At 67.1% G+C, this 26,329-nt stretch carries 31 protein-coding genes; 5 read left to right on the forward strand and 26 right to left on the reverse strand.

Going from position 1 to position 26,329, the window contains the following annotated elements; translation table 11 throughout:
- Positions 1–5: 5 nt before the first annotated feature.
- From DFO50_RS13465 to DFO50_RS13560, 20 genes are all read right to left on the reverse strand, one after another.
- The gene (locus DFO50_RS13465) at positions 6–1,406 is read right to left on the reverse strand and encodes a hypothetical protein (protein WP_107889026.1); all 1,401 of its coding nucleotides are present in this window, start codon (positions 1,404–1,406) and stop codon (positions 6–8) included.
- A gap of 15 nt (positions 1,407–1,421) precedes the next feature.
- A complete protein-coding gene (locus DFO50_RS13470) occupies positions 1,422–2,771 on the reverse strand; it encodes a hypothetical protein (protein WP_112692709.1) in 1,350 nt (449 codons plus the stop codon).
- A 35-nt stretch (positions 2,772–2,806) separates the two neighbouring features.
- The gene (locus tag DFO50_RS13475) at positions 2,807–4,180 is read right to left on the reverse strand and encodes a hypothetical protein (RefSeq protein WP_146745096.1); all 1,374 of its coding nucleotides are present in this window, start codon (positions 4,178–4,180) and stop codon (positions 2,807–2,809) included.
- A 44-nt stretch (positions 4,181–4,224) separates the two neighbouring features.
- A complete protein-coding gene (locus DFO50_RS13480; RefSeq protein ID WP_107889023.1) occupies positions 4,225–4,644 on the reverse strand; it encodes a secretion protein in 420 nt (139 codons plus the stop codon).
- An 11-nt stretch (positions 4,645–4,655) separates the two neighbouring features.
- The gene (locus DFO50_RS13485) at positions 4,656–5,228 is read right to left on the reverse strand and encodes a hypothetical protein (protein ID WP_107889022.1); all 573 of its coding nucleotides are present in this window, start codon (positions 5,226–5,228) and stop codon (positions 4,656–4,658) included.
- Between the two features lie 21 nt (positions 5,229–5,249).
- On the reverse strand, positions 5,250–6,692 hold the full coding sequence (gene sctE, locus DFO50_RS13490) for a type III secretion system translocon subunit SctE (protein WP_112692711.1): 1,443 nt from the start codon (positions 6,690–6,692) through the stop codon (positions 5,250–5,252).
- Positions 6,693–7,151: a SycD/LcrH family type III secretion system chaperone gene (locus DFO50_RS13495; RefSeq protein WP_112692712.1), complete on the reverse strand. Its 459-nt coding sequence runs from the start codon at positions 7,149–7,151 to the stop codon at positions 6,693–6,695.
- 23 nt (positions 7,152–7,174) lie between these two features.
- Positions 7,175–7,744 (reverse strand): hypothetical protein, encoded by a 570-nt coding sequence (locus DFO50_RS13500; RefSeq protein ID WP_158537464.1) that lies wholly within the window; start codon positions 7,742–7,744, stop codon positions 7,175–7,177.
- 28 nt (positions 7,745–7,772) lie between these two features.
- On the reverse strand, positions 7,773–8,123 hold the full coding sequence (locus DFO50_RS13505; protein WP_146745097.1) for a hypothetical protein: 351 nt from the start codon (positions 8,121–8,123) through the stop codon (positions 7,773–7,775).
- A gap of 17 nt (positions 8,124–8,140) precedes the next feature.
- Positions 8,141–8,746 (reverse strand): lytic transglycosylase domain-containing protein, encoded by a 606-nt coding sequence (locus tag DFO50_RS13510; RefSeq protein ID WP_233495265.1) that lies wholly within the window; start codon positions 8,744–8,746, stop codon positions 8,141–8,143.
- A complete protein-coding gene (locus tag DFO50_RS13515; protein WP_107889016.1) occupies positions 8,739–9,794 on the reverse strand; it encodes an EscU/YscU/HrcU family type III secretion system export apparatus switch protein in 1,056 nt (351 codons plus the stop codon). The genes DFO50_RS13510 and DFO50_RS13515 overlap by 8 nt, the downstream gene beginning before the upstream one ends.
- The gene (gene sctT / locus DFO50_RS13520; protein ID WP_107889015.1) at positions 9,791–10,573 is read right to left on the reverse strand and encodes a type III secretion system export apparatus subunit SctT; all 783 of its coding nucleotides are present in this window, start codon (positions 10,571–10,573) and stop codon (positions 9,791–9,793) included. The genes DFO50_RS13515 and sctT overlap by 4 nt, the downstream gene beginning before the upstream one ends.
- Entirely contained in the window at positions 10,566–10,835 is a 270-nt protein-coding gene (gene sctS, locus DFO50_RS13525) for a type III secretion system export apparatus subunit SctS (protein WP_107889014.1), read from the reverse strand. Before sctS ends, sctT begins: the two co-directional genes overlap by 8 nt.
- A gap of 11 nt (positions 10,836–10,846) precedes the next feature.
- The gene (sctR, locus tag DFO50_RS13530) at positions 10,847–11,497 is read right to left on the reverse strand and encodes a type III secretion system export apparatus subunit SctR (RefSeq protein ID WP_112692713.1); all 651 of its coding nucleotides are present in this window, start codon (positions 11,495–11,497) and stop codon (positions 10,847–10,849) included.
- Between the two features lie 101 nt (positions 11,498–11,598).
- The gene (sctQ, locus tag DFO50_RS13535; RefSeq protein WP_112692714.1) at positions 11,599–12,525 is read right to left on the reverse strand and encodes a type III secretion system cytoplasmic ring protein SctQ; all 927 of its coding nucleotides are present in this window, start codon (positions 12,523–12,525) and stop codon (positions 11,599–11,601) included.
- Positions 12,509–12,856 (reverse strand): hypothetical protein, encoded by a 348-nt coding sequence (locus DFO50_RS13540; protein WP_146745098.1) that lies wholly within the window; start codon positions 12,854–12,856, stop codon positions 12,509–12,511. The genes sctQ and DFO50_RS13540 overlap by 17 nt, the downstream gene beginning before the upstream one ends.
- The gene (locus DFO50_RS13545; RefSeq protein ID WP_112692716.1) at positions 12,853–13,221 is read right to left on the reverse strand and encodes a hypothetical protein; all 369 of its coding nucleotides are present in this window, start codon (positions 13,219–13,221) and stop codon (positions 12,853–12,855) included. Before DFO50_RS13545 ends, DFO50_RS13540 begins: the two co-directional genes overlap by 4 nt.
- Positions 13,215–14,534 carry a FliI/YscN family ATPase gene (locus tag DFO50_RS13550; protein ID WP_112692717.1) on the reverse strand — a complete coding sequence of 440 codons (1,320 nt, stop codon included), beginning with the start codon at positions 14,532–14,534 and terminating at the stop codon, positions 13,215–13,217. Before DFO50_RS13550 ends, DFO50_RS13545 begins: the two co-directional genes overlap by 7 nt.
- 1 nt (position 14,535) lies before the next feature.
- Entirely contained in the window at positions 14,536–16,578 is a 2,043-nt protein-coding gene (locus DFO50_RS13555) for an EscV/YscV/HrcV family type III secretion system export apparatus protein (RefSeq protein ID WP_112692718.1), read from the reverse strand.
- Positions 16,575–16,919: a type III secretion chaperone SycN gene (locus DFO50_RS13560; RefSeq protein WP_233495266.1), complete on the reverse strand. Its 345-nt coding sequence runs from the start codon at positions 16,917–16,919 to the stop codon at positions 16,575–16,577. The genes DFO50_RS13555 and DFO50_RS13560 overlap by 4 nt, the downstream gene beginning before the upstream one ends.
- Positions 16,920–17,260: 341 nt before the next feature.
- Here DFO50_RS13560 and DFO50_RS19890 point away from each other — a divergent pair, with 341 nt between their 5' ends.
- Entirely contained in the window at positions 17,261–18,889 is a 1,629-nt protein-coding gene (locus DFO50_RS19890) for a response regulator (RefSeq protein ID WP_112692719.1), read from the forward strand.
- Here the strand turns inward: DFO50_RS19890 and DFO50_RS13570 are convergent.
- Positions 18,875–19,495 (reverse strand): two component system response regulator, encoded by a 621-nt coding sequence (locus DFO50_RS13570; protein ID WP_233495267.1) that lies wholly within the window; start codon positions 19,493–19,495, stop codon positions 18,875–18,877. The two genes, DFO50_RS19890 and DFO50_RS13570, sit on opposite strands and share 15 nt — an antisense overlap.
- Positions 19,496–19,632: 137 nt before the next feature.
- Here DFO50_RS13570 and DFO50_RS13575 point away from each other — a divergent pair, with 137 nt between their 5' ends.
- Genes DFO50_RS13575 through DFO50_RS13590 form a run of 4 tightly spaced genes read left to right on the forward strand, consistent with a single transcriptional unit; the run spans position 19,633 to position 23,004 of the window.
- Entirely contained in the window at positions 19,633–20,025 is a 393-nt protein-coding gene (locus tag DFO50_RS13575) for a hypothetical protein (protein WP_146745099.1), read from the forward strand.
- Positions 20,022–21,512: an EscC/YscC/HrcC family type III secretion system outer membrane ring protein gene (locus DFO50_RS13580; RefSeq protein WP_112692720.1), complete on the forward strand. Its 1,491-nt coding sequence runs from the start codon at positions 20,022–20,024 to the stop codon at positions 21,510–21,512. Before DFO50_RS13575 ends, DFO50_RS13580 begins: the two co-directional genes overlap by 4 nt.
- A gap of 10 nt (positions 21,513–21,522) precedes the next feature.
- On the forward strand, positions 21,523–22,725 hold the full coding sequence (gene sctD, locus DFO50_RS13585) for a type III secretion system inner membrane ring subunit SctD (RefSeq protein ID WP_112692721.1): 1,203 nt from the start codon (positions 21,523–21,525) through the stop codon (positions 22,723–22,725).
- An 18-nt stretch (positions 22,726–22,743) separates the two neighbouring features.
- Complete coding sequence (locus tag DFO50_RS13590; protein ID WP_107889004.1) at positions 22,744–23,004, forward strand: EscE/YscE/SsaE family type III secretion system needle protein co-chaperone; 261 nt, start codon at positions 22,744–22,746, stop codon at positions 23,002–23,004.
- Here the strand turns inward: DFO50_RS13590 and DFO50_RS13595 are convergent.
- Genes DFO50_RS13595 through sctI form a run of 5 tightly spaced genes read right to left on the reverse strand, consistent with a single transcriptional unit; the run spans position 22,971 to position 26,317 of the window.
- The gene (locus DFO50_RS13595) at positions 22,971–24,047 is read right to left on the reverse strand and encodes a TyeA family type III secretion system gatekeeper subunit (protein ID WP_112692722.1); all 1,077 of its coding nucleotides are present in this window, start codon (positions 24,045–24,047) and stop codon (positions 22,971–22,973) included. The two genes, DFO50_RS13590 and DFO50_RS13595, sit on opposite strands and share 34 nt — an antisense overlap.
- On the reverse strand, positions 24,044–24,676 hold the full coding sequence (locus tag DFO50_RS13600) for a hypothetical protein (RefSeq protein ID WP_112692723.1): 633 nt from the start codon (positions 24,674–24,676) through the stop codon (positions 24,044–24,046). The genes DFO50_RS13595 and DFO50_RS13600 overlap by 4 nt, the downstream gene beginning before the upstream one ends.
- Positions 24,676–25,269 (reverse strand): type III secretion system domain-containing protein, encoded by a 594-nt coding sequence (locus tag DFO50_RS13605; RefSeq protein ID WP_107889001.1) that lies wholly within the window; start codon positions 25,267–25,269, stop codon positions 24,676–24,678. The genes DFO50_RS13600 and DFO50_RS13605 overlap by 1 nt, the downstream gene beginning before the upstream one ends.
- A complete protein-coding gene (gene sctJ / locus DFO50_RS13610; protein WP_112692724.1) occupies positions 25,260–25,982 on the reverse strand; it encodes a type III secretion system inner membrane ring lipoprotein SctJ in 723 nt (240 codons plus the stop codon). The genes DFO50_RS13605 and sctJ overlap by 10 nt, the downstream gene beginning before the upstream one ends.
- The gene (gene sctI, locus DFO50_RS13615) at positions 25,979–26,317 is read right to left on the reverse strand and encodes a type III secretion system inner rod subunit SctI (RefSeq protein WP_028500349.1); all 339 of its coding nucleotides are present in this window, start codon (positions 26,315–26,317) and stop codon (positions 25,979–25,981) included. The genes sctJ and sctI overlap by 4 nt, the downstream gene beginning before the upstream one ends.
- Positions 26,318–26,329: the final 12 nt, after the last annotated feature.

Raw genomic sequence — 26,329 nt, forward strand, 5'->3', positions numbered from 1 at the left:
CAGCTTCAGATCCTCATGCCCTGGCGGGACGCTGCGGCTTCCCCGCCCACCATCTCCAGCGTGAACTTTGCCAGCCGGAACACCGGCCCCATCCGCTGCCAGAAGGCGACATGCACCCGGTCGAAACCCTCGAAGCAGATCACCGGTTGCGGCGATATCACGCCGGCCCAGGGCAGCACTGCTTCCGCCAGCACCCGCGCGCCATTGCCGTCGTTCTGCTGCAGGTCGAAGACCTGCAGCACCCCGTCGAGGTACATCACGGCCACCAGTGCATTCAGCGCAGAGAATGCAATGCCGCCAGGTCGCGACGACCAGAAACCGGGCCGGGTCGCCGTCAGTCGCGGCAGGAGGATTTCCTGCCCTTGCGACCGGCGTTCGAGCATGACGTAGCCCTCTCGTGCGCTCAGCCCGCCGGAATACACCGTGCGCATCAGGAAGTGCCCGTCCGCAGACAGCCGGAACAGGCAGTTGAATCCGTTCCGGTACGGACACACCGTCATGTCGCCATCGGGGGCAAAAACATAGCCTTGCCGATGAGCACCGAGAAACAGCGTGCCATCGTCGGAGACGGAAAGCTGGCACACATCACCGTCATCGATCGTGCCTTCCACGCAGAGCCGGTCACGCTCGCGGTCATAGCACCGGACCCGGCTGTCCTCCCCGTCTCCCCGCGTCACCATGCCGACAAAGCGTCCGTTGCACGACAGATCTGCCATCGTCTGTGCCGTTGCTCCCGATATCGGGAGCGGTATCGTTTCCGCGCGCGCCGGGCCGTACAGGTGGAGCCCGCCCGTCGTATCCGCCAGTACCCACCCGTCGCAGGGCGGCACCAGAAAGTGCTTGCCAATCGTGATCCTGGCCACATGCAGCGACGACGCCAGGGCCCTGAAGCCCGCCGGCAGTCTGAAGGTGCGGATTTCGTCCGTCCGGATATCGATGCTGTGCCAGCCCGGGTCGCTGCCACCTTCGTAAATGCCCGGCGCAGCCATGCGACCATCCCGGACGACCGGTCGATGATCCATCCCGTCCATGCCCGCCGGATGCCGCGGGAGCAGGCGCAGCATCCCGTACCCGCCCCGGGCCATGGCATCCCGGCGCACATGATGCAGGCTTGCCAGGCAGGCGGCAGCGGGGCAGCGGGCCGCGGCAAGTTCCCCGGCGGCCGGATGAATCCGGAAAGCACCGAGGGTGCTCGCCGACACGCCATCCCCTTCCTCTCGGCGGATGAAGGCCAGGGCTGTCTGCTCCAGCATCTGCGGCGTAATCGCCACGGAAAATGACGCGGACACGCAACGCAAGCGCCCCAGATCGGCAAGCGACAGGTAGTCAAGTACCCCCGCCCATTCGTCCCTGCCCGCCAGGTCAGGAATCAGGGCTGGCATGTGATGTGTCGGCGCCAGCGGCATGGATGCGGTCCTCCGTCAGTGCACGCCGGCAGCGGCAATATGCAGGGTCTGCATTTCCAGCACTACCCCGGACTCGGTCTGGACCTGGTACACCACATGGATCCGGTCGAACCCGTCGAATCCGATGTAGGGCTGGGTCGCGCTGCTGCCCGGAGACATGGGTACCGTCCCCAGCACGACGCTTTCGGCCTGCGCCTCGGCGCGGTGCAGATTGAACAGGTGAACAGCACCATCGTCATACAGAACCGCGGCCAGCATGTTCAGCACGGAGAAGGCCACGCTCATCGGCCTGATGCTCGCCCCCCACGGCAAATACCCGGCCAGGCGAGGCAGGATGACTTCGCGACTGTCCTGCAGGTCGAGCAGGACGAGGTCGCCATGCAGTGACGAATAGCGTGACCGGATCAGGAACCGCTCATCCGGAGACAGCATGAAGAGACTTTGCCGGCTGTCGGAGAATGCATGCATTTCGGCTTCGCCCTGTTCTCCTGTCACATGGCCCGACTGATGGGAGGCAACATAGGCCCGTCCCTGATCCGTTACGGCCGCCTGGCAGATGGGATAATCCCCGGAGGCGATCGTTGTCACCCGGGAGGCATCCTGCAGGCGGTCATGGCAGTGCAATGTGCTGATGCCTCCCTCGGGCGTGCTGACCGCGATGGCAAAACGCCCGCTGCGCGACATGGCCACGGTTGCGCCATGGTCCCATTCCATTGGCAGCGGTACGGCCTCTTCACTGGCCGCCGCATAGGCATACAGCCTGTTGCTGCCATCTTTCAGCAGCCAGTGTGCCGGGGTATCCAGCACATAATCCCGGGAAGTGTTCAGTTGCAGCGAACATTGCCGCGGTGGAAATTTCAGGCTGCCGGGAAATCTCAGTGGCGATGCCTGCCCCCCCGCAATGAAATAGTGCAGATCCTGGGCCATGCCGGACATACTGGTTGTGGACAGGGTCACGCTGATTCCGCCGCTGCGTGTCGACGCAGCGCTGGGCGCCAGCATGCCCATCAGCCACTGCACGGCAGTCGTGCTTGCCTGGCACCGGCCATGGCAGGCGTCCTTCCACACGTAATGCAGGCTGGCGATGCTGGCCGCCGCATAGTGTTCCGTGTCAACGAACCGCTGCGCCGCCGGATGAAAACGCAACCCGCACAGGTCACCGCCTGCAACGCCCCCGGTCTCCCTGCAACGGATCAGGTCCAGCGCCGCTCTGTCCAGCATCCCGGGTGTCACCGCCTCGCGGAGCGCCGGGCTGACCAGGCACAAGCGGCCCATATCCGCCAGCGACAGGCATTTCTGCACTCCGTCCCATTCGTGTCTGGCAGCCAGGGCAGACAGCAATGACATGGCAGGCGGTATCGGCATCGGTTTCTCCTGTGATCCGGCAGCACGGTGGTCGGTCAACAGGACGCCTCCCCCCCCAGATACAATGTCGTCCGTGCAAGGTAAACGTGGTCATCAAGACACTGTCTGAACAGGACGTGCAACCGGTCCAGCCCCTCGAAGCACAGGCGGGGCAGCAGCTGCTTGTCCGCCATCGGCAAATCGGTTTCCACCAGGACCCGGGCACCACGGCCCTCGGTCTGCTGCAGATCGAACACCTGCAGCCGCCCGTCCTGGTAAGCCACGGCCACCAGCAGGTTCAGCACGGAAAAAGCGATGCCACCGGGCCAGGGATCCAGATAGGACCGGGAATGCGATACGCGCGGCAGCACGATGCAGCCGCTGCCCCGCCGGCCTTCAAGAACGATATCGCCTTCCATGCCCAGTGCTTCTTCGGCCAGGCGGGGCCGGATCAGAAAGCCCCCGTCGGCAGACAGCCTGAACAGGCCGAATGACGTCTGCCGGTATGCATAGGTCGCCAGGGTGCAGGTATCGGCATTCATCCGGTAACCATGCTGCTCTCCGCCAACAAACAGCATGCCGTCGTCGGCAACCGACAGCTGTGAGGGAACGAAGGCCAGCCTGCTGGCCCGCAGTGAGCCCCGGCCCACCGTCCGGTCGTAGAAGGTCAGCAAGGACCCCGTATCAATGTCCATGTCGATGGAGATGAGCGCCACATAGCGTCCATTGCGTGACACATCAGCCAGAATGGCCCCGTCCTTCACCCGCACCGGCAGGGCGATGCGCTCCAGCCGTATTGCATCGCACAGGAAGACCCAGTTTCCCGCGGAGACCCACACCGACAGTTCCGCCGGAGCCCAGAGAAAATCCTTTGCACTGGCCACGTTTACCCTGACTCCGGCCGGTCCCACTTCCCTGTTGCCCCCCACCGGTATGTCAGGAAGCCCGATCGAATGCGCGCTGATGTCGAACAACTGAACGCGGTGTCTGGCTGGCAGCGCCTCATCGTTGCTGACAATGAACATCCGGCCGTCCCGCGCCTGCGGGCGAGGCTCGAAATGCGGCGAGAAGTCCGCGGCCGGCGGCCGGCTCCACAGTGGAATGGAAGCCAGCCATGGGCTAACGCTGCCTTGCGAACGAATGCGTTCGTAAACGTGGTGCGTACTGACCAGATACGCAATGGCGTGGTACCCCGCCGCTACCCACCCATGCGCAGCGGGGTGGACGCGGGCCTGGCGAAGCACATCGGCAGACACCTCAGCCCCTTCGGCATCACTGATTTTCGCCTGCGCCGCCTGGTCCAGCCGAACCAGGAGTGCGGTCTGTCCGACCGGCGAGCAGGCAAGGCATACGTCCGTCAGCCCCTGCAGCGTCCTGTCCTTCAGATCCGGCCAGGGCAGGCAGCCCAGCACCCGCTCATCGGCCGGCACCGGCAGGTACGAAGCGACAGGGATATGCACCATCAGCGGTGTGGTCAACGGCATTGGTCTGGCCCTTTCCCCGGCAATGTGTACACCAGCCAGTCATCACCCGCGACGGGCTGCCAGCAGGCCCCCTTCACTTCCAGTATTCGCGCCAGCCTGGCGCGAGCCCGGCTGAGCGCCGGGTCCGACGCCCGCTCCAGAAACAGCCCGCGAATCCGCTGCAGTTGCGGCACCCCTGCCGCCAGCATGCGGACCAGTTGCAGGAAAGCCCTGACCGCGCCGCCCTGCACACCGGCGGCCAGATCGCAGACAATCAGTTCCCCGCCCTCCTGCCGGTACACCAGCACCAGCGCCGGCAGGCAGATGCGCCGGCCAATCACGACATCGCTCCGGCCAAGGCAGGCCGTGCCGGCGATGATGCCGTGCGCAGCCAGAAACGGCGTGACCGTATCGATGGGTGTCGTATTCATCGTCTGCCCGCTCAACCGTTTCTGACCGCAGCAGCCAGGTTCCTGTGCGCCTCGACCAGTCCGCGCTGCAGCTCGGCCATCCGGCGCGAGGCGGTGGCGGCCTCGTCGGCCAGCTCGTTCATCTGCCGTGTACGCTGATCGGCCACCATGCCGTACATGTCCCCCAGCAACTGCGCACCCTGTGCATCGCGCTGCTGGCCTGCCGCGTACACACCGGCGATGCCGTCCCCGGCCCGGCCCAGCCCCTGTACCGATGCCGAGGCAACCGGTCCCGCGGCAGCCGCTCCCGCTCCGAAAACCCCCGCCACGATGCCGGTCCAGCCCCTGGCCTGTTCCCCGCTGAACGTCGACTGGATCGCCTCCCGGCGCGCGCCGCGTGCCGCCTGCAGCCTGTCGAACTGCGCCACCTGCTGCTGCTCGAAATACCGGCGGCACACATCACGCAGGTCCTCGTTCAGCTTGCGCACGGCCAGGTAGGCTTCATTGAACAGGCTCATGCAGTCGTCGAGGCTGTGAAGCGGGAAAATCGCACCGGGCGAAACGGCAGCCGCCGTTCCCGGTGCGGAGGAGGCAATGAGGTTCATGTCGGTCTCCCTGTCAAAGTTTCAAACCATGCCGCTGGCAATGCGCACCTGCAGCGACGCCGCCCTGCCGGCCATCCCGTGCATGCCGTCCAGTACGGCGGCCTGGCGGCCGGCGAGGTCGCCCAGGCTGTCGTTCGCTACCCGCTTCGTCGTTTCATGAAACTGGATGCAGGTCTGCAACCATTGCTGATCGAGGATCAGGGCCTCGGTGTCCTGTTGCAGCGCGGCGCGTTGCAGCGCAAGCACGCCGCCTGCCGCCTGCCGCGTCGACCGGGCGACGGTCCGTGTCACGTCGAGCACCGTCACCGAGGCCTTGAGCACCGCCCGCACGACATCGTCGGCAACCTGCCTGCCGATGGCGGTGGTCAGTTCTGCCGCACTCATGACACCCCCCTTCGCCATCGCGCGTTTTGCCACGCGCTCGACCGATCTGGCGACCAGCGCCTCAATGGCTTCCCGGGTAAACGCTTCGGCCACACGGTTGAACCCCGGGACCCCCAGCGCCCGCGACGCGCCCTCCGCACCTTCCCGGCATGCCTTGCCCACGGTCTGGCGTATCTGCGCGGCCACCTGTTCTGCCACATCCTGACCCACTGACCGGGCAATGCCGGTGATCGCGCCTTCGCTTCCTTCCCGGATGGCCGCCAGCAGGACAGGCGCCGCACCGTTTTCCAGCACGCTGATCGCTGTCTTGCCCATGACCCGGGTCACCAGCAGGTTCCGCGCCGCACTGGTCACATCCACCGCTGCCCCCGCGATCTCGAACGACAGCTGAACCTTGCCCGCCTCGTCGGCCGCTGCCCGATGCTTTTCGGCATTGTCCGGGTCGACCAGCGCCAGGGTGTTGGCAGTCGCCTTGACCAGACCGGCCAGACCGGCCATCAGGTCCATCGCGCCGCCGGCCACGCTCAGCGGGTTGCCGGTCAGCGTGCCGGTCACCATTTTGAACAGGCCGGAGACGACTTCGGCCACGGCGATGATCCAGTCGAACACGACGCCGAGCACGCCGGCCTTTCTCGCCTTGTCGGCCTGCTCGACGGCACGATCCATTTGCTGCTGATACTGGAGCACCTGCTCCCGCCGCAGGCTGTCCTCGGCCTGCGTCGCGATTTCCAGCGCTTTCAGCGTGGCCTTTGCCGTATCGCCGAAGCTTCTGAGGCTCAATACCGTTGCGGTCATCGCCAGCGCCTCCATGTCGGCACGCTCGACATCCGGCAACGAGACGCGTGGGCCGGGCGCCCCGCCATCAAAGCGGGCCATGATCCGCTCCAGTGCCAGCGCGGCGTCACGCACGGAAACGCCCCGTTCATGCGCGGCCGGCGGCATGCCCGGGAGGGCATGCAGACGGGGCGGCGGATCAGCGGGCATCGCCGGCACGGGAACGGTCCTGACAGGACCGGCAGGACCGGCGATCGGGTCATGCCCCGGCCGATAGGCATGCAGTTCCGGCAGCAGGGTCATCATTCAGTCCTCCAGTGCGCTGAGTGATGCCACTGCGGCACGCCGCACCGGCTCGTGATCGGCATGCGATCCGCACCACCGGAGCGCGGCATGGAATGCCTTGCGTGCATACGCGACATTGCCCAGCACCTGATAGCAGAGGCCGGCGAAGAAGGCCGGACGCGGATCTTCCACCCGGATCATGCCGGCGCGGAAGAAGCTGAACAGTGCCTCTTCATTCTGCTGCAGCCGCTGGTAACTCAGGCCGAGCGCCAGCCAGTAATCGAAGTTCCAGTGGTCGATGCGGGCCAGCAGGTAATAGAAATTTCTGGCGGATTCGAATGCCTCCGCCTCGAACAGCTGTGTCGCATAGGCATAGATCCGGTCGAGATCGGCCTGTTCGATATCCTGCAGCATCCGGATGGATCCACCGCGCTGCAGAAAATGGCGCAGCACGTCGTCGGTACCGTTCTCCGTATTCATTTCCCACTCCCTGAGCCGGGTTATCAATGGATATTGCGAATAATGCTGTCGAGTGCATTCTTTTGCATGGCCAGGGTATTGGTCGCCATGGATAGCAGTAATTGATTGGTATTCGATAATTTCTGCAGGTCGAGATTGCTCTGTGCCGAAAAATCGCTGGCGCGCGACGACAGCGAATCCAGTGCAGCCTTGAGGGTGGCGAGTTCTCCCTTGTTCAGGGCAGCGGCATTCTTGCCCTGCAGCCACTCATCTATGGTTTTTGAACCGGTTTTGTCCGCAAGGGTCATGCGATTTTCCCGCAGATAGTCGACGACTTCCTTTGCCACCGCTCCTTTATCGGTATCTTTCCGCAGCGCGGCGATGGCTGAATCGACCATATTGGCCTTGCCTTTTGCCTCTGCGCTGATTTCCCGCTTCCGGTTGAGTTTTGCCAGCAGGTCGGCCGCATTGATGCCCAGGTTATTCATGTCCTTGTAGAGATTGTCGAGCACATCGGACCAGATTCCTCCTCCGGCAAACCGGTGAATATCCGGGTCGGTGTACGCCATGCTTTTTGACGAAAAAACGGGAGCAGTCTGGATGGACAATGTCATGATGGTCTCCGGGAAAACAGCTCGGGTACTACACGAACCGGCGCATGACGCTCGCGGCGGCAGCGGGCGGCGCCGCAGGCAGGGTGTATCCGGCCGTGACGGACAGCGCCGCCAGGCTTTCATCGATGGTCTGGAGATTCTTGCGAATCCTGCCGGCGAGATCCCGCTGACGATCCTGCCACGCCCGCCAGTCTTCCCCCCGGAGCAGCTGTTCCAGCCGCTGCCATTTTTTCAGCGCGGACACGCTGTGCCGGCTCTCGTGCCAGAGCCTGCCGATTTCTTCTTCGAGCGCCTTGCATTCATGCAGCTGTTTTTCAAGCGCGCACTTCTGCCCGTAAAGTGTTTTCATGATGCTCCCGACCGCCACCAGCGTATCCATGCTGTTCTCTCCGCCAATCACGGGATCCATACTAGGGGCGCACGCGCGGCGCTTTTCCGGAATTGGCCGGATTCTGTCGGATTCTGCGTCTCGTTTGCTGCCGGGGCCGGCGACGACAGCAGCAGCCCGGCCAGCTGGCCCAGCCGGGATGGCGGCGGCACCGGCTGGCCGCCGCGGTAGCGGGTCAGGACACGCCGCACGTACTGCCGCGTTTCCGGGTATGGCGGGACCTGGCGGCCATGGCGATGCACCGCGCCTTCGCCGGCGTTGTAGGCCGCCACCGCCAGTGTCAGGTCGCCGTCGAAGTGGGCAAGCAGCCATTTCAGGTAGGTGGCCCCGGCCCGAAGGTTGACGTCGGGGTCCGCCAGGTCGGTAAAACCGAAGCGCCGCCCGGTGGCCGGCATGACCTGCATCAGGCCGATCGCCCCTTTCGGTGAAACGGCCAGCGCATCATGGCCGGACTCGACGGCCACCATGGCCTGCAGCAGGCGCGCATCCAGCCCTGTGGCCCGGGCGGCGGCGAGGATCGATGCCGCATGACGCTCGCCGGCCTGCACCGGGGCCAGCATGGTCAGCGCCAGCAGGCCGGTCACCGCCATCCGGCGCCAGGCCCGTTCAGTCATCGGCACCGTCGGCATACTCCAGTTGCATGACCAGCCGCAGGATCTCCGCAACCGGCTCGAACAGTTCGGCCGGAATGCAGCCCCCCACCCCGGTCTGCGCCGCCAGACGACGCGCCACGTCGATGTTTTCCACCACCGGCACGCCCGCCCGTTCCGCCAGCCGGACGATGTGCAGTGCCACCTGGCCATGACCGACTTCAAGCAGCCTCGGCAGCGGCGTTTCCCCGCGGCGGTAGTACAGGCAGACCGCCAGATGGGACGGATTGCGCACCACCACGGTGGAACGGGCGACATTGGCGGCAAGGCTGCCGCTTTGCATTTCCTGCCGGGTCTCGCGCCGTTTCTGCTTGATGTCAGGATCGCCCTCGGCTTCTTCATATTCCTTGCGGATGTCGTCGACCGACATCATCAGCTGCCGATTCAGGTCGTGGCGCTGGAACGCATAGTCCGCGACAGCAAACAGGGCCTGCATGCCGATCAGCACCGCCCACATCCAGTACAGCAGGCGCACGCTGACATCGACGCCGCAGGAAACCGGGCACAGTGGCAGGAACTGGATTGACGCGCCGTACTGGCGGACCAGGTAGTAGACCAGCAGGAACAGCAGCAACAGTTCGATACCCGACTTCGCCAGCGTGAACAGGCTGCGCAGTGACACGATCTGCTTCAGGTTGGCCAGCGGGCTGAGCCTTTCCAGTGAGGGCGCGGCCGCGGCCGGGGAAAACAGCAGCCCGGTCTGGACCTGGGTAGCGACGACCGTGGTCAGGATGACCAGCAGCGCAAGCGGCGCGCCAAAACGCCATACCAGGTCGAACACGGCGCCGAGCAATGCATGCAGCCCGGCCGGCCAGCCGAGACCGGTGGCCCGGATGGCGGCCTCGACCAGTCCGCCCAGCGCCTGCAACAGCTCTCCGCCAAGGAAGGCGAAGTAGCCGAGCAGCGCCAGCAGTTGCGCGCAGCCGGCGACCCCGGCGCTTTTCGCGACGCGCCCCTTGCCACGCGCCTCCCGCAGGCGCTGCGCGGTGGGTTGCCGGGTCTTTTCGCTCATGGCGCCACCAGCAGGGTGCGGACCCGGTGAGCGAACGACTGCGCCCGGTCCAGCGGGTCATCGAAGGCAAAGCCCAGCGACATGACCAGCATCAGCAGGGCAAACACGCTCTTGATCGGCATGGACAGGAAGAACACGTTCAGTTGCGGGGTCGAGTGGTTGGCAAATCCGAACGCCATGTCGATCAGCAGAAAGCCCACCAGCGCCGGCATCGAGAAGCGCAGGCACAGCTCGTACATCAGCTGCCATTCCGCCACGAGAAATGCCGTGACGCCCGGTGCGGCCGGGAACCCCTGGCCGGGCGGCAGGATGGCGTAGGACTGGTACAGGGCCGCAATCAGCACATTGAACCCGCCGCTCACCAGGAACAGCAGACCAAAGACCTGTGCCAGCAGTACCCCGAGATAGGACGACTGCTGTGCCAGCAGCGGATTGAACACGCTGGCCATCGACGAACCGCGCAGGGTGTCGATCAGGAAACCGGCCATGTCCAGCGCCCAGAACGGCAGGGCGGCGCAAAAGCCGATCAGCAGGCCGATACACAGCTCGCCGGCGGCCAGCAGCGCATAGCCCCACACCCCGTCCCCGGTGGCGAGCGTCCATGACGCGTGCAGCGGCAGCAGCGGCAGGGCCATCATCAGCACCAGGGCATTGCGCACCAGTGCGCCGCCGAGGTTGGCCGCATTGAAGATCGGGACCAGCAGCATCACGCCGAGAGGACGCAGCATGCATAGCGCCAGCACCGGCAACCAGTCGACCCAGCCGGTCACGTCAGCCATCCATGCGATCGATCTGCCCGAACGCCAGCCCGGCGTAGTTGAGCAGCACATCGCCCATCCAGCGGTAGCTCATGGCCAGCGTGACCGCCACCGCCACCAGCTTGACCAGGAACTGGATGGTCTGGTCCTGGATCTGCGTCAGGGCCTGCAGCAGACAGACCAGCACGCCCACCACCGAGGCCACCACCACCACCGGCAACGACAGCAGCAGCACGATCCACATCATCTGCATGGTGAGCTGGACAATGACGGCTTCGCTCATGGCCGGCCCGGTCAGGCAAACGACAGCAGCAGCTGTCCGAGCAGTTTTTCCCAGCCGTTCATCAGCACGAACAGCAACAGCTTCAGCGGCATCGCGATCGTCATCGGCGACACCATCATCATGCCCATTGCCAGCAGCACATTGGACACGACCAGATCGATGGCAACGAACGGCAGATAGAGCAGCAGTCCTATCCGGAACGCCTCCACCAGCTGGCTGACGGTAAAGGCCGGGATCAGCACCAGCAACGAATTGTCCGGAATCCGCCCCCGGTATTGTTCCGGCCAGGACCGATGGCCGATGTCGGCGAAGAAGCGCACCTGTTCGGACGCGGTGTTCCGCGCCAGGAATTCCCGGTACGGTGCGAAGATGCTTGCCTCGACCTGCTGGACGAAATCGGGCGAGTCCATCTGCACCGGCCGGAGAGCCAGGTTGTCCTGGATGGCCAGCCCGATGGGCGCCATGATGAACAGCGTCAGGATCAGGGCCAGTCCGTACAGGGCGATGTTCGGCGGGATCTGCTGGACGCCCAGCGCATTGCGCAGCAGGGAAAACACCACGACCAGTTTCAGGAACGAGGTGCCCAGCACGACGAACAGCGGCAGGATGGACAGGGCGAACAGCAACAGGATCAGTTGCAGCGGTTGGTCCGACAGGTCCATCTGGCAACTCCCGTGTGTGCGTCATTCGGCGGCATTGTTCCGTCCGCCGCCGCCGTCGCCCATCCGGCCGAAACCTGAGCTTGCCGTTCTCCGGCAGCCGGTCAGCCGAGTTGTTCGATGCGAACCGCCAGTCTGCCGCCGATATCGAGCAGCATGCCGCGTGCAATCGCCTGCCCGGCGATTTTCAGCGTGACCTGCGCATCCATGCATGCCGCTCCATCCAGCACGTCCCCGGGCCGGAGGCTGCCCAGCGTCACCAGCGGTACCTGCAGCGTGCCCAGTTCGGCCACCACGGTCAGCATCACGTCATCGGGCGTCGGTACCGCCTCGACCCAGTTTTCGGTTTCCCCCATGCCGCCTCCCACCCGGTAATGTCCCGCCTCGTCGACGCACAGGCATGCGAGCGGCGCATCGGCAAACAGGCCGATCTCGCCGTCGGCGATGCGGTAGGCCCGGCCCAGCAGCAGGGCATCCCCGCATCCGAGATGCCGCAGCCCGGTCGCGGCGACCCGGGCCCAGCCGGCCACCAGGGCAACCGGCACCGGCCGGTCCGCAATCGTGCCGGCCTCGACCGGCTGCAGGCACGCCGCCAGCCGGTCTATCCATTCCAGTGGCAAGTCCAGCAGCCGGATATCGAGGCGGGCGCCGTGCCGTTCGAGGCACAGACACCAGTCAGGCGCCGGCGCCACATGCGCCTGTACCAGCCCCTGCCCGCGCGGCCATGCCATATCGTCCGGCGCCAGGCAGGCATCGGCCCCGGCCAGGGTCCATGCCGAAAGCATGGCGTGCAGCACCGGGGGCACGGCGGGCCAGTCCGGCACCGGCAGCACCGGTTCGACCCAGCGGCACCATTGCGCTTCGTCCAGCCACAACCGCACCGGTTCCTCGTCCAGCCATGCCGACAGGACCAGCCCGTCACCACCGGCCTGCCGGTAACGCAGCAGCAGCCCGCCGTCGGCGCTTCCCCGCTGTCGGCCATGGCCAATCTTGCGCAGCAGGCGCCCTGCCGCTTCACTCAGGCGCCGCATCCGCCACGTCCATTTCCACCTGCACGGCATGGCGGGCCAGCGCCAGGCCCAGCGACAAAGGGACAGGCCGGGGGACGGTCATGCGCAGCGACACCCCGTCCCCGCTCAGGCAGGCCTCGATTTCCAGCCCGGAAAACGGCCCCCGGCAGAGACGCACCCGCCACGCCGCCAGCCGGCACTGGCCGGGCCGGGGGCCAGGGGCCGCCAGCACCGGCCCGCAGGCCGCTCCTTGCAGCAGTGCGTCGAATCGCCGGCAGGCATCGTCCTGCGGGTCGCGGACAGGCCGGACCCCGTTCATGGCCGGGCCGGGGCCCGCTCGGAAACGGATCATGTCTTCTCCAGCAGAAGCTGCAGTTTGTGCTGCCCGCGCTGCGCCTTGCGCAACTGCGCCCGCAGTCCGGCTTCGGTGGCCTGCAGGCTTTGCATCCCGGTCTGCAGCGTCCCGAGCTGCCCGGCCAGCTCACGGTCGCGCAGGTCATAATCGGCCAGTTCCGCCCTGAACCGCTGCCAGGCGGCGCGATCCAGCACATCACCCACCACGCCATGATGACGCCAGGCACGCTGCAGCCGGCGCTGCGCCGCCAGCAGGTCCCGTTGTTGCCGCTGCATGTCCGCCAGCTGGCGGCATGCCGTCTGCAGCTGTGCGTGCAGACGCTGTTCGCGCAGCCGCCGGATGGCCAGCAAGCGCGTCAGCATGGCGCCGCCAGCAGTTGTTCCAGCTGCTGCAGCGTCCCGGGGAAATCGCTTTTCTCCTCCGTGCCCTGGCACAGATAGCGGCGGATCGCCGGCCGTCTGGCCAGGGCCTCGTCGGCATCGGCATCCTGTCCGGCCTGGTATTCGCCGATCCGCACCAGCAATTCGATTTCCTGATACGTCACCAGCAACTGTCGCAGACGGCCTGCCAGCCGGCGGTGCCGTTCATCGGTGACCAGCGCCATGACCCGGCTGGTACTGGCACCGATGTCGATCGCCGGATAATGACCGGCCTCCGCCAGCCGGCGCGACAGCACGATATGGCCGTCGAGCAGGGCACGCACCTCATCGGCGACCGGTTCATTCAGGTCATCCCCCTCCACCAGCACGGTATACAGGGCGGTGATCGAGCCGACGGCGGCCGGTCCGGCCCGTTCGAGCAGCCGGGGCAGGCCGGCCATGCCCCCCGGCCGGCCGTCGTCGACAACGCGGTCGATCTCCCGTGCCGCGCGTACGACGCGGGTCAGCGAATCCATCAGCAGCAGCACATGCCGGCCCTGATCGCGAAAGTGCTCGGCAATGGCAGTCGCCACCGAGGCAGCCTTCAGCCGTTCGAGCGCCGGGCGGTCGGCGGTCGCCACCACCACCACCGTGCGTTCGCGCGCGGCATCCGACAGGGTATGCCGCAGGAACTCGCCAACTTCACGGCCGCGCTCTCCGATCAGGGCAAGCACGATGATGTCGGCCAGGCTGCCATCGCAGATCATGCCGAGCAGTGTGCTCTTGCCGCCCCCGGCCGCCGCGAAGATGCCGACCCGCTGGCCCCGGCCGCAGGTCAGCAGACCATCGATTGCCCGCACGCCAAGCGGCAGCGGCGTATCGATCAGTGCTCGTTCGAGCGGATCCGGCACCCCCTCATCCAGGCTGCGCCATGTGCATGTCGTCGGGAGCGGCACGCCGTCGAGCGGTCGTCCCATGCCGTCGAACACCCGGCCGGGCATGAACGGACCCACCGCGATCCGGTGCGCCCGCCCCAGCGGCCGCACCAGGCTGCCGGCGATCACGCCCGTCGGGGTGGCAAACGGCGACAGCAGGGCAAAGCCACCCCGTATGGCGACGATTTCCGCCTCGATGCCGGACGGTTCCAGCCGGCACATTTCCCCGAGGCCGACGCCGGTCAGCGACGCCCGCACCACCGTGGGGCCGACATCGACCACGCGCCCGAAGCGGGTCTCGCCGGCGCAGTCGTGCTCCCGGTGCGCCACCAGCCGCGCCACCAGCAAGCTCTCGATCCGTGCAGGGTCCGGCTTGCGCATGTCAGGCCACCTCGCCGATCAGGTCGATATTGCCAAGGACCCGCAGTTCGGACTCGTCACCCAGTTCCTGGAACGACAGGACGGCCAGGCTGAAGAACTCGCGCTCGACGATCTTGCGCAGGAAGCGGCGCACGTCGATCGCCGTCATCAACACCGTCGAGCGCGGCGCTTCTGCCCCCACGCTCTCGCGGATGCAATCCACTATTGCCCTGTTGTGCTCCGGCCCCAGCGCCGAGTACGACCCCGCCGATGTCTGCCGGATCGACTCGCGGATCAGGCTCTCCATCCGGTCACCGATCATCCACCCGCTGATCCACGGCTGGCCGGCGCCATAGCGCGCGGTGATATGCCGGCGCAGCCCCATGCGCACGTACTCGGCCAGCATCACCGGGTCCTTTTCCCGCGGCGCCCATTCGATCAGCGCCTCGAACACGCTGCGCAGATCACGGATCGAGATGCCTTCCCCGACCAGCCGCTGCAGCACGTCGGCAATGCGGCCGATCGGCAGCTGGCGCTGCACTTCCCGGATCAGCTCGGCATACTGGCCTTCCATTGCATCCATCAGGAAGCGGGTTTCCTGCACGCCGAGCAATTCGGCTGCATGGCGGTCAACCAGTATCGACAGGCAGTGCATGATCCTGGCCTCGTCCCGGTACAGAATGACCCCCTGCAACGCCAGGGCGTCCTGCTGGCCGGCCTCGACCCACTGCAGCTGCAGTCCGCCAAACGGCAGGGCGGCGCATCGCGCAGCCTGCGGCAGTGGCGCCGAGGCGACATCCGCCAGCAGCAGGTCCGCCGGCACGTCCAGCGTCAGCACCGGCTCCTGGTACAGCAGGATGCACAGCGAGCCGGCCGCTGCCGCGCTGTCCTTCTGCAGCGGGATCTCCGGCAAGGGAATGCCCAGCTGATCGAATTTCCGCCGCCGCAACTCGTCGATCAGGCCAGGCAGCCGGCTGCCGCGCATCAGGTCGTCGGACAACCGCAGAATCAGCGGCACGGCGCCCGGTGTCATGACCAGCGCGCCGCCCCCGGCCTCGGTCCCGGGCGCGCCCGGTTCAGCCGGCGCCGCACCGCGCCGGCGTTTGCCGGTCCACCAGCCGCAGGCAGCAACCAGCCCCGCCAGCGCCACGAAGTGCAGCAGGGGAAAGCCCGGCACCAGCGCCAGCACCAGCAGCACCGCCGCGGCCAGCATCAGCACCTGCGGTTGCCGGCCGATCTGCCCGACCAGGTCATCAGCCAGGTTCTGCCGCTGCTCGCCGGGGACGCGGGTGACGATGATGCCGGCGGTGATCGAAATCAGCAGCGCGGGGATCTGGCTGATCAGGCCGTCGCCTATCGACAGGATGGCGTAGGTCGACATCGACTCGCTGGCACTCATCCCGTGCATGAACACGCCGACGGCAGTGCCTCCGAGAATGTTGACGATGATGATGATCATGCCGGCAATGGCGTCGCCCTTGACGAATTTCATCGCGCCGTCCATGGCGCCGTACAGCTGGCTTTCCTTCTGGACCAGCCGGCGCTGGCGCCTCGCCTCGCCGGCATCGATGATGCCGGCGCGCAGGTCGCCGTCTATGCTCATCTGCTTGCCGGGCATGCCGTCGAGGGAAAAACGCGCGCCGACTTCCGCCACGCGCTCGGCCCCTTTGGTGATGACGATGAACTGGACGATCGTGATGATCATGAACACGATCAGGCCGACGCCAAGGTTGCCGCCGACGGCAAAACGACCGAACGTGTCGATGATGCGCCCGGCATCGGCCTGCAGCAGGATCAGCCGGGTGGTGCCGATGGTCAGCGCCAGACGGAAAAGCGTAGTAATCAGAAGCAGCGACGGGAAAACAGAAAACTCCAGCGGCTCCTTGATGTGCAGTGCCATCATCAGCAGGACGATGGCCGTCGCCAGATTGATGGCGATCATCAGGTCGACCAGCCCGGTCGGCAACGGGATGATCATGGTGAAAACGGCGACGAGCAATATGATGGCGAGTACGATGTCCTGCCGGCCGGCCGCCATCGCGAGCCACGGTGCAAGGCGGGTCACCACGTCGCTCCGGCGGCGGCATCCAGAAGCCGCCGCATCTCCTGATGGCAGGCCATCCAGTGGCCGGGCCCGCTGTCGCGGGCCGGCGAGCAACTGAGGAACGACTGGTCCTGCAGCAGGCACGCTCGCAGCGGAACGCCCGGCAAGCGCGTCGACAGGCATTGCCCGAGCAGCCGCTTCAGTACCTCGACACGGCAGGCAGCCGCAACCGGCCGGCCAAGCGACAGCAGTATTCGCCCATCCAGACACTCGATATAAAGCCGGCACGGCGGCATGATGAATTCCATGCACGGTTCGGTCCGCGTGGCGGACAGGCCGGACAGTTCCAGGAACTGCTCCATTCGCCGCTCCATTTGCAAATCCATCCGGTTCCCCCATGTCTGCATGCGATAGCGCGACATATCATCCATGACGGCGGGGGCTCGACCCCATCGGGTAAAGGCCTGAGTGATGGGCCTGGTACCACCGATAGCGCACGGGCCATCCCTTGTGGCCCCACTTCTGAAATTCACTATTTACTTTGCGTAAATTCCGGGACAAGACGCTCACAGGGCGCGCAGCACTCCTCCTGGGTTGTGTGCTGGGTGCATGCTGGCTGCAGGCTGAGTCGATAGGATTTTTCTATCGATACACGAAGACACGACAATTTCTCCTCGAGGAGCTCGCGAGGGAGCTGAACGTCGTGGTCGAACGGGAAAACCGCCGCTTCGGCCGGGCCAGACAGCAGGCACAATGGCTGAATCACCTGTGGACCACACTGCAGGACCAGCCCCTGTCCGGCACCGGCACACCATTGTCCCGGCGCACCGTATTCGTGCCGTTCGACGGTGCAGTGCCGAACCAGATCCAGGTGCGGCAGGCACGACGGGTCGTCGCGCTGTTCGGCGATGCGGATCCGCCTCACCGCGCCGGCGCCTTCCTGCTCCTGCCCGGCCAGGGCCTGGTGCTCTACGAGCCGGACCCGCTGTCGCCGGGCGGTGCGCCGTGCGACCGGCCGCCACCGCAACTGCAGCGGCAACCGTCCGCCACGGGTGTACCCCGCTGGAGCCAGCCGTTTCGCGATGCGCACGGGCGCCTGTGCCTGACGGTCGCGTACCGGCAGGCGGGTACCGGCATCCTGGCCGGGCAAAGTCTCGCGGTCGGCAGCCTGACCCCGGCCGACGGCACGCAGCACGGTCATCTTCTCGTTCTGCGCCGCGCGCAGGATGGCCCCGCCGTGGCCGACGGGCTGACCTCGGAAGCCCCCGCCCTGCTGCGCAACCAGTTGCCTCCGCGCTGCGAACGGACGTTCGCCGCACGGATCGGCGACTTCCGGGCCACATGCCGGGCGCTGGCCAACCCTGACTGGGAGATTGTCGGCCTGTTCTCCGGTGCCACCCTCGCCCGGCAGACGCTGGCCCTGCTGGGGGGACCGGCGCTGCCCTTTGTCCTGATGGCCCAGCTGGCGTCGTTCATGCTGGCCGGCGTCACGCTGTGGCAGCTGTGGCGGCCCCACGCCACGCCACGCGACAGGCCTCCGCCCCCCCCGGGCGTTGCGCCCCGGCAGCCCGCGCCACGCAGCACGCCCCCTCGGACCCCGTCAGCCCTGAGCCGCGCCGACGGGCCGCCCCCCCTGGTGGTCAGCCCGTGGTCGCTCAGCGTGCTGCTGGTCGATGATGTCAGCCTCAATCGCGACATTGTCGCCAGGATGCTGTCCGGGCTCGGCCATCGCGCCGAAACCGTACCAACCGGAAGTGATGCCCTGGAACGCGGCCGCCAGCAGGTGTTCGACCTGGTGCTGATGGATGTGCACATGCCCGGCCTGGACGGGCTGGAAACCACGCGATGCTGGCGCGACCCGGCAGCCGGGCTGCTCGACCCGGATACGCCGGTCATCGCCCTGACGGCAGACGGAAGGCCGGTCGGACGCACCCTGGCCCTGCAGGCCGGCATGAACGGCTGCCTGACCAAGCCGGTCGGCCTGGCGCAGCTGTCCGGCGCGATAGACCTGGCGATTTCGCTGCAACTGGAACGCGGCATCGATCTGGCACCGAATCCGGCACTGCTGCGCCCGCTACTGGATGCCGCGGACCCGGCCGTCAGCCGTGGGCTGCTGGCGGGCTACGCGCGAATCAGGGTCGACTGGCGCTCGCAGGAGCGCCAGCGCCTGCTCGGCAGCCTGCACGCCCTGAAGGGATGCGCGGGCCAGACCGGCATGGCCCGGATCCAGGCCCGTGTCGAGCGGCTGGAGACGCGGGTGTGGCAAGGTGGCTGGCCAAGCCGGCGGGCGATCCGGGCGCTGGGCCGGGTGATCCGCTCAGTGAATGCCTAGCCGGCTGGCCCAGTCCGCCAGCGCGACCGCATTGTGTGCATCGAGCTTTCGCATCAGGTTCAGGCGGTGCGTTTCCACTGTCTTGATGGTAATGGTCAGGCTTTCGGCGATATCCCGGTTGCGCAGGCCCTCGGCAATCAGCTTCAGCACCTGCCGCTCGCGCGTGGTCAGGCGGGTCTGGCCCGCGGTGCCCTGCGGGCCGGCGACCTGCCCGGCATCGAGCGCGGGATCGAGAAACGCCTTGCCGGCCAGTGCGAGGTGCAGGGCGGCCAGCAGCGTCTGGCGCGGACTTTTCTTCAGCACATAGGCCTGTGCACCGGCGGCCAGTGCATCGCGCGCTCGATATTCGGCCGCATCGGCCGTGAGCACGACCACGATCAGGGCCGGCCAGCGCCGCTTCAGCTGGCGGATGACATCGATGCCGTCCATGCCGGGCAATCCCAGATCGAGCACCACGACGTCCGGCAGCAGTTGCTGGCAGGCCTGATAGACCTGCAGGCCGTCGCCGACTTCACCGACCACCAGGTAGGTCGGAACGGACGACAGCAGGCTCCTGATGCCATCGCTCAGCAAGGAATGGTCATCGACCACGAGTATCCGGCGCACGGAAGGTCCTGTTCTGTGGGAAACGGGAAAAAAGGACATGGCGGCGAGGGAAAGCGGGAGATTCAGGCCATCACCTGATTCATCTTACCGGCATCGCTTCCCAGAATACAAAAGTCTCCAGAACGGCTTTACCCCCGATGAAAATGCCTGATTCTTTAGCTGCTCTGACATGGATCTCGACCCGGAAATCCGGTGCGGGGCACTGGTCACTGGACCTGGCCGGCATGCCGGGCTGGTGCCGGGTGCATGCGCAGGGAAGCTGCTTTGCCGTGGTCATCGGCGCGGTCCGCGACGACGGCTGGCTGATCCGGACCTGCCTGTGGCTGGCGTCGATGCGCGGCGGGCTGGACGACGGATTGTTGCTGGATGGAGACAGGCTGTGGCTGGTGCGCTGCCACGCGGCGGACATTGCGCCGGCCGAGCTGGAAGCGGCGCTGCTCCAGCAGTCGGCCATCGCCAGCCGCTTGCGCAGCGATGCCCCTCCGCCCGGTACCGCCATTACCGTCGATGCGCTGGGAAAGCGGGTATGAAGGCCGGGGGGTACGGGTGGGTCGCCGCCAGTATCGCCGGCCTGTCGTCGCCCGCCACGGCCGTCATCGCCTGGCAGGACAGCGCGCCCTATGTGCTGTCGACGCGCGGCAGCAAACTGGCCAGTGTCCTGAACGAGCTGGGCGCCAATCACGGTATCCCGGTGATTGTCAGCCCCCAGGTCGACGATGCCTTTGTCGGCACCCTGCGGCCAATGCCCCCCGGGCAGGCGCTCGACCTGCTGGCGAAGCAGTATCAGCTGGCCTGGTACCACGACGGACAGGCCATCCATGTTTACAAGGCGCGGGAAGTCGACACCCGGCTGGTGACGCCGGTCCACCTGCCGGTCGCCACGCTGCGCGAGCAGCTGCGCGCCACCGGGCTGCTGGACGCACAGCACTGCCGGGTGCGCACCGTCGCCGCCAGCAATGCCATCGAGGTTCTCGGTGTCCCCGCCTGTATCGAGCGGATCACCCGCTTTGCCAGGCGCATCGACGAGCAGCAGCGCCAGTACGAGGAGCACCAGATCATCATCCAGCTATTCCCGCTGAAATATGCGAATGCAGCCGATGCCGATTACAGCAGCCGCGGTCGGCAGATACGCATCCCCGGCGTGGTCTCGGTCCTGAAGGACATGGCGCGGACCGGCGGACCGGCCGTGGCGCCGACCGGCGGGCAGGCGGCGGCAGACCCGGGGCCGATACCGGTGTTCTCCGCCTATCCGCCACAGAATGCAGTAGTGGTGCGCGATCGCAAGGTCAATCTCCCGCTGTATGCCCGGCTGATCGAGCAGCTCGACCGCAGGCCGACGCTGATCGAGATCTCGGTCACCCTGATCGACGTCAACTCGGAAGATCTCGGGACGCTGGGCGTCGACTGGTCGGCCTCGGTGGGCATCGGCGGCGCCTCGGTGCATCTGAACGACAGCGGCCAGCCGGACGCCGGCAATTTCTCGACCGTCATCGCCGATACCGCGCGTTTCATGGTGCGGCTCAGCGCACTGGAACAGAATGCCAGGGCACAGATCCTGTCCCGTCCCTCGGTAGTCACGCTGGACAACAGCACGGCCGTACTCGACCGGAACATCACGTTCCACACCAAGCTGGTGGCCGACAAGTTCGCCCGTCTGGAGTCGATTTCGACCGGCTCGCTGCTGCGCGTGACGCCCCGCCTGATCCGCAGCGGGGCGCAGACGGAGGTCATGCTGGCGCTGCAGATCCAGGATGGCCGGCAGGCCGCGGCCGTCAGCCGGCAAGAGCCCCTGCCACAAACCCTGAATGCCGAAATTTCGACCCAGGCCCTGCTGAAAGCCGGCCAGAGCCTGTTGCTGGGCGGTTTTCAGCAGGACGAACACACGGAGGCCGAGCAAAAGATCCCGCTGCTGGGCGACATTCCCCTGCTCGGCAGGCTGTTCAGCTCCACCCGGAAGAACAATCGGCGCACCGTCAGGCTGTTCCTGATCAAGGCCGAGCCGTCAGTCCAGTCATGAGTCGTCGCCCATGGCCTTCCTGCTGAAACTGAAATGGCTGAACGGCCCGCTTGCCGGCCGTGAACTCTCCCTGCCGGCCGGCGACACCCGCCTTGGCGGCGCCGACCCGGACCTGGCCCTCCCGCTCGAACACGGCCAGGCCACCGTACTGACGGTTACCGCGGCAGGGCTGACCCTGTCGCCGCCGCTGCCGGTCTGGGTATCCGGCCGGCCATGGGACGGCTCGCAGCCCCTGCCTCCCGGCGTCGTCATCGATCTGGCGGGTCTGGCCTTTGTGCTGGGTGCCCCCGACGCGACATTGCCCGCCCTGCCCGTGCCGCCGCGCCGCGCGGCAAGGCGTACCGGCCCCCGCCAGCGGGTGCTGTGGCTGGCGGCCGGCATCATGGTGACACTGGCCGGATTGCTGGGCTTCTGGCCGCAGCCGGCGACAGTCGGTCCGGCCCCCTTGCAGGCCGTCGACAGCCCCGACCCGGCGCCAGACGGGCTGCAGATCGAATACGACGCCCAGGGCGTGGCCACCCTCAGGGGAGCATGCGCGTCGTCCGACAGCGTCGAGAGGCTGCGTCGCCGCCTGCGCGAACGGGGACTGCCGCTTCGCGACGAAAGCGCCTGCGCCGACAGGCTGCTCGACAGTGTCCGGCACGTACTGACGCTGAACGGTTATCTCGATGCCGAAGTCAGCCACGGTGACAGCCTCGATACGGTCGTCATTCACGGTGCCATCGTGGCCGACGATGGCTGGCGCCGCACGGTCAGGCAACTTGAAGCGATCAAGGCGCTGCGCGACTGGCGTGTCGAAAACGACCGGGCCTCGCGTTTCGACCAGCTGCTCGACCTGCTGGCGCAGCAGTCGATGCTGGAAGGCCTCAGCATTACCCTGTCCGGCAGGACATTATGGGTCAGCGGGCAGCTGGCACCCGCTCGCGAGGTCGCGCTGCTCGCCGCACTGTCCGCCTTCAACCGGCGCGAGCCGGCGCGGCTGCAGGCCCGGTTCCAGAATATCCCGCCCGGCCGGCCGGATATCTGCATGTTGCCCGCCGCGATCGTCAGTCTCGGCGGCAAGGCCGGGTCGCTGTACGTCGAACTGGCGAACGGCGTGCGCCTGCGCCAGGGCGCCACGCTGCCCAGCGGCTACACCATCTACATCCTGTCCCCTTCAGCCATGGCGCTGCTCAAGGGGCAGCGCCTGATGTCGCTGCCCCTCAAGCTGTAACCGATCCAGGAATCCATCATGACCCCGTGCCGACTGACCCGAATCGAACATGTACTGCATGCCGACCGCGACGGCACTGCCCGCGACCGGGCGCTGGAGAAACTGCTCGCGGCCGAACGACTGCTCCGGCAGTCCATGCGCCAGCCCGACAGCCGCGAGAATCATCAGGCCATGGCGGCGCAGCTCGATGCCTGCCGGAGCGCGGCACAGGTCATCGAACGACTCTGGCGACGCCACCACGGCGGTCAGCCGCCCTGGTCCGCCAGCCACTCCAGATAGCCGGCGCATGCCGTCTGCAGCGTTTCCCGCTGGTCGTCCGCGCCGAAACACTCGTCCGGCAGCAAGCGGACCAGCCCGGACAGCTGCCGGCCATAGCGCAGGCGCAGGCGGGCATCCCCGACCAGGCTGTCGACATGGCCGGCCACACCCTCTGCCCCGACCCAGGCCGACTGGAGCAGCGCCAGCACGCCCTGCATGACGCAATCGCCATCCAGGCCGGGAACGGCCAGGGCGTCCGCGATGCGCCGGCAATGGTCTTCCAGACCGAAGAACAGCAGGATGCGCTTGAGGTCGGCCATGACCGCCGCCAGGTGCGCGCCCATGACCGGTTCTTCGGCGGACAGCTCGAACGCCAGGGCCCGGATCAGCGTCCGCAGCTTGCGCTGGCGGTCGCGCAGGCGGCGAAAGCCGTCGAACCAGCCGACCAGACTGTCACGTCCCGCCGTCGCACACTGGTACAACTGCCGCAATTCGGCCAGATCCCTGCTTCCGGCCACCCCGAATTCCAGGTAGCTGAACAGCTGCAGGGTCCAGCCGTCCTCCTCCATTGCGGCGGTCTGGGCCTGTTCCAGCCGCGCACGCCGCGCCCCCGGTCCGGCCCTTGCCAGCTGCGCCGCCAGCAGCAGCGCGGCCTGGCCCGCATCCAGTCCCCGTTCCCGCAAGGCGGCGCCGGGGTCGGCCGCCGCCTCGAAACCGGCGCCGCGCCGGAACAGTTCGTCCAGGCGAACGGGCGCGACGGCGGAGGTCTTGTCAATCATCCGCTGCAGGATGGCCCCCGCCCGCCGGCGCTGCACCTGCCCGTTGTCCGCGGGGCGAAACTCGCGGAGCCGGGCCCCCAGCATCAGGCCGATGTTCTCGATCGTTTCCGCCAGTGCATCGGCCTTTACCGCCGCTGCGGAAAGCGGCGACGCGCCGAGCGCCTGCTGCGCCAGCGCCAGCATCGACTGTGCCGGCTGCACCTGCGTGCCGACCGGTCCGGACGGCGATGGCAGAGACAGCGGTCCGCCCGGCCTGACGGGTGTGACATCGATCCGGTCCGTCATGGCGGAGCCCGGTTTCCGTGCCGCAGCCGCGCGATGACGGCCTGCAGGTGGGCCTCAAGGTCGATGACCACGCGGGAAAGCGGGGTATCCAGTACCGCCTGTCCTGCCTGCAGTCCATGGTCGGCCACGATGCGGACGAACGCCAGCCCGGCGCATGCCTGGCCGACGGCCTCCGACTGGCCCGGCGAAACGCGCAGTGTCAGCGGCTCGTCGGCCGGCAGTCCGGCCAGCCGCTGGCGCAGGTGCTGCACGAGCAGCCCGGCAGGATCCTGCCTGTCGATCAGTGCTTCCAGTTCCGCGGCCAGCAGGGCCCGCAGCCGGGACTCGAGCCGGCCGGCCAGGACGACTTCCAGCTCGCGCTGCTCGACCAGCCATTCGACGGCCTCGTCGATGGCGGCGGCGCGCAATGCCGCAATATCGCGCTGCGCAGCCGCCACCCCGTCCCGGCGCGCTGCCTCGCGCACGCTGGCCGCATCACGTTCTGCCCGCCTCACCATCTCTCCGGCCTGCAGGCGGGCATCGGCAAGCAGCGCCGCCCCCCCGGCCAGGCACTGCATTTCACTGGCGCGGACGATCGGGCCGACCGGAGCAGGCCCGGGCAGGCGGGGGATCGGGATCGTCCAGGCCATCACAGGAAGCGCTCCACTCTCAACAGGCAGTCAGCCGCCGTCGCCATCGGTGGCGCCGGGCCGTCACCGGCAGGCAGAAGCAGGGCCAGCGCCATGCAGACCGGGCAACCTTGCCCGTCGCGAGACCACCAGTGTGCGCCGGCTGCTGCCGCGCCGGACACCAGTGCCGCCGTGGCCGGCAGGGTCCGCTCGCCGCGCCAGGGCCGGTGCAGTGCCAGCAACTGGTCGCAGGCCCGGCTGCCGAGGCAGACGGCCAGTGCGCGCCGGTACGCCCCCACCAGCAGATAGTCCGGGCAGTCGAGGGCAATCAGCCCCAGGGCGACGATCAGACCGGGCAGCCGCGGCACCAGCGTCAGCAGGGCGCTCTGCCGCCCGTCGAGCACCCCGGGCAACGGCCTGCCCGGAAAGCCCCTCCGCGCGACGATTTCCCGGTCGATGGCCGCTCGGCACGCCGGGTGGCGCTGATAGTCGTGCCGCCAGCGCGCCAGCTCCAGCCGGTGCCACCAGTCGGCATGCATGTCCGCTCCCGGTTGCCAGGCCAGCCGGTGCAGGAGCCGGACCGGAGGGGGCACGCCCGTGACGCTCAGCGCCATGCCGGGTGACGCCTGAACCACAGGGCCAGCGCCCCCAGCGCCACGGCGAGCCCGGCCAGCAGCGCGATCAGGACAGGACGCCGGCTCGCCAGCCAGCCAGCCGCCCCGGGCGGCGGAGGCGAACGCGGCTGGTAGCGATAGGCCGTTGCCTGCAGGAGAAGGCTGATCTTTTCCGGCTGGAGATTCGGTATGCCGTTGAACACCAGATGGCGAATATCCGCCTCCCGGTTGGCCAGGTTCACTTCCGGGCTGTGCTTGATGAATACCGATGCCGACAGGGTTGGCGGCTCGCGCCGGTTCTGACTGGCGCTTTCGGCAATCGACACCTGGGCACTGACGACGCCCTCCATGCCACGCAGCATCTTTTCCAGCAGCTGTTCCTTCAGATAGAGGATCTTTGCCTGTTCCTGCGCCGGCGAGGTCACCAGCTGCCCGGACGGAAACAGGTCTCCCATGCTGTCGGTTTTCTTGCCGGGCAATCCGTGCTGGCGCAGGACTTCGACGGCATTGACGAATTGCGCCTTGTCGACCCGGATGGTGATGTCGCCCCCGCCGGTCACGTCCTTGTCGGCCTCGATGCCACGCAGCATCAGCAGGGCCAGCATCTGGTTTGCCTCGTCCTCGACCAGGCCGCTGTACAGGTCGACCTTGCATCCGCCCAGGCACAGCAGCAGGCACAGTCCTCCGGCCAGTCGGCGCGCGCGCGGGTTCATTGCATGTTCACCAGCCGGTTGATGCCCTGCGACAGGGACCCTGCCGTCTTGGCCATCAGGTCGACCTCGATCAGCGATTTGAGCAGCGCGGCCTGCACCATCAGCATATCGGCCGGGTGGCCCGGCAGGCGGCCTTCCCCGCGGGCGGCGGCCAGGGCACCGTCAATCTCCTTCACCCTGGTCTGCAGCTGGTCGGTCATCGCCGCTTCCGGCAGCGTCCCGTCCGGCGGGCCGGACAGGGCCCGGGCAAAGCGGTCGACCTCGGCCGGATCGGGCGAGGCGGGCACAGCGTCCGGCCGGGATGGCAGCGGTGCCGTGAGAGTCTGGATTTCCATTTTCGTTCTCCG

Source organism: Microvirgula sp. AG722, assembly GCF_003269145.1.
Lineage (GTDB): Bacteria > Pseudomonadota > Gammaproteobacteria > Burkholderiales > Aquaspirillaceae > Microvirgula > Microvirgula aerodenitrificans.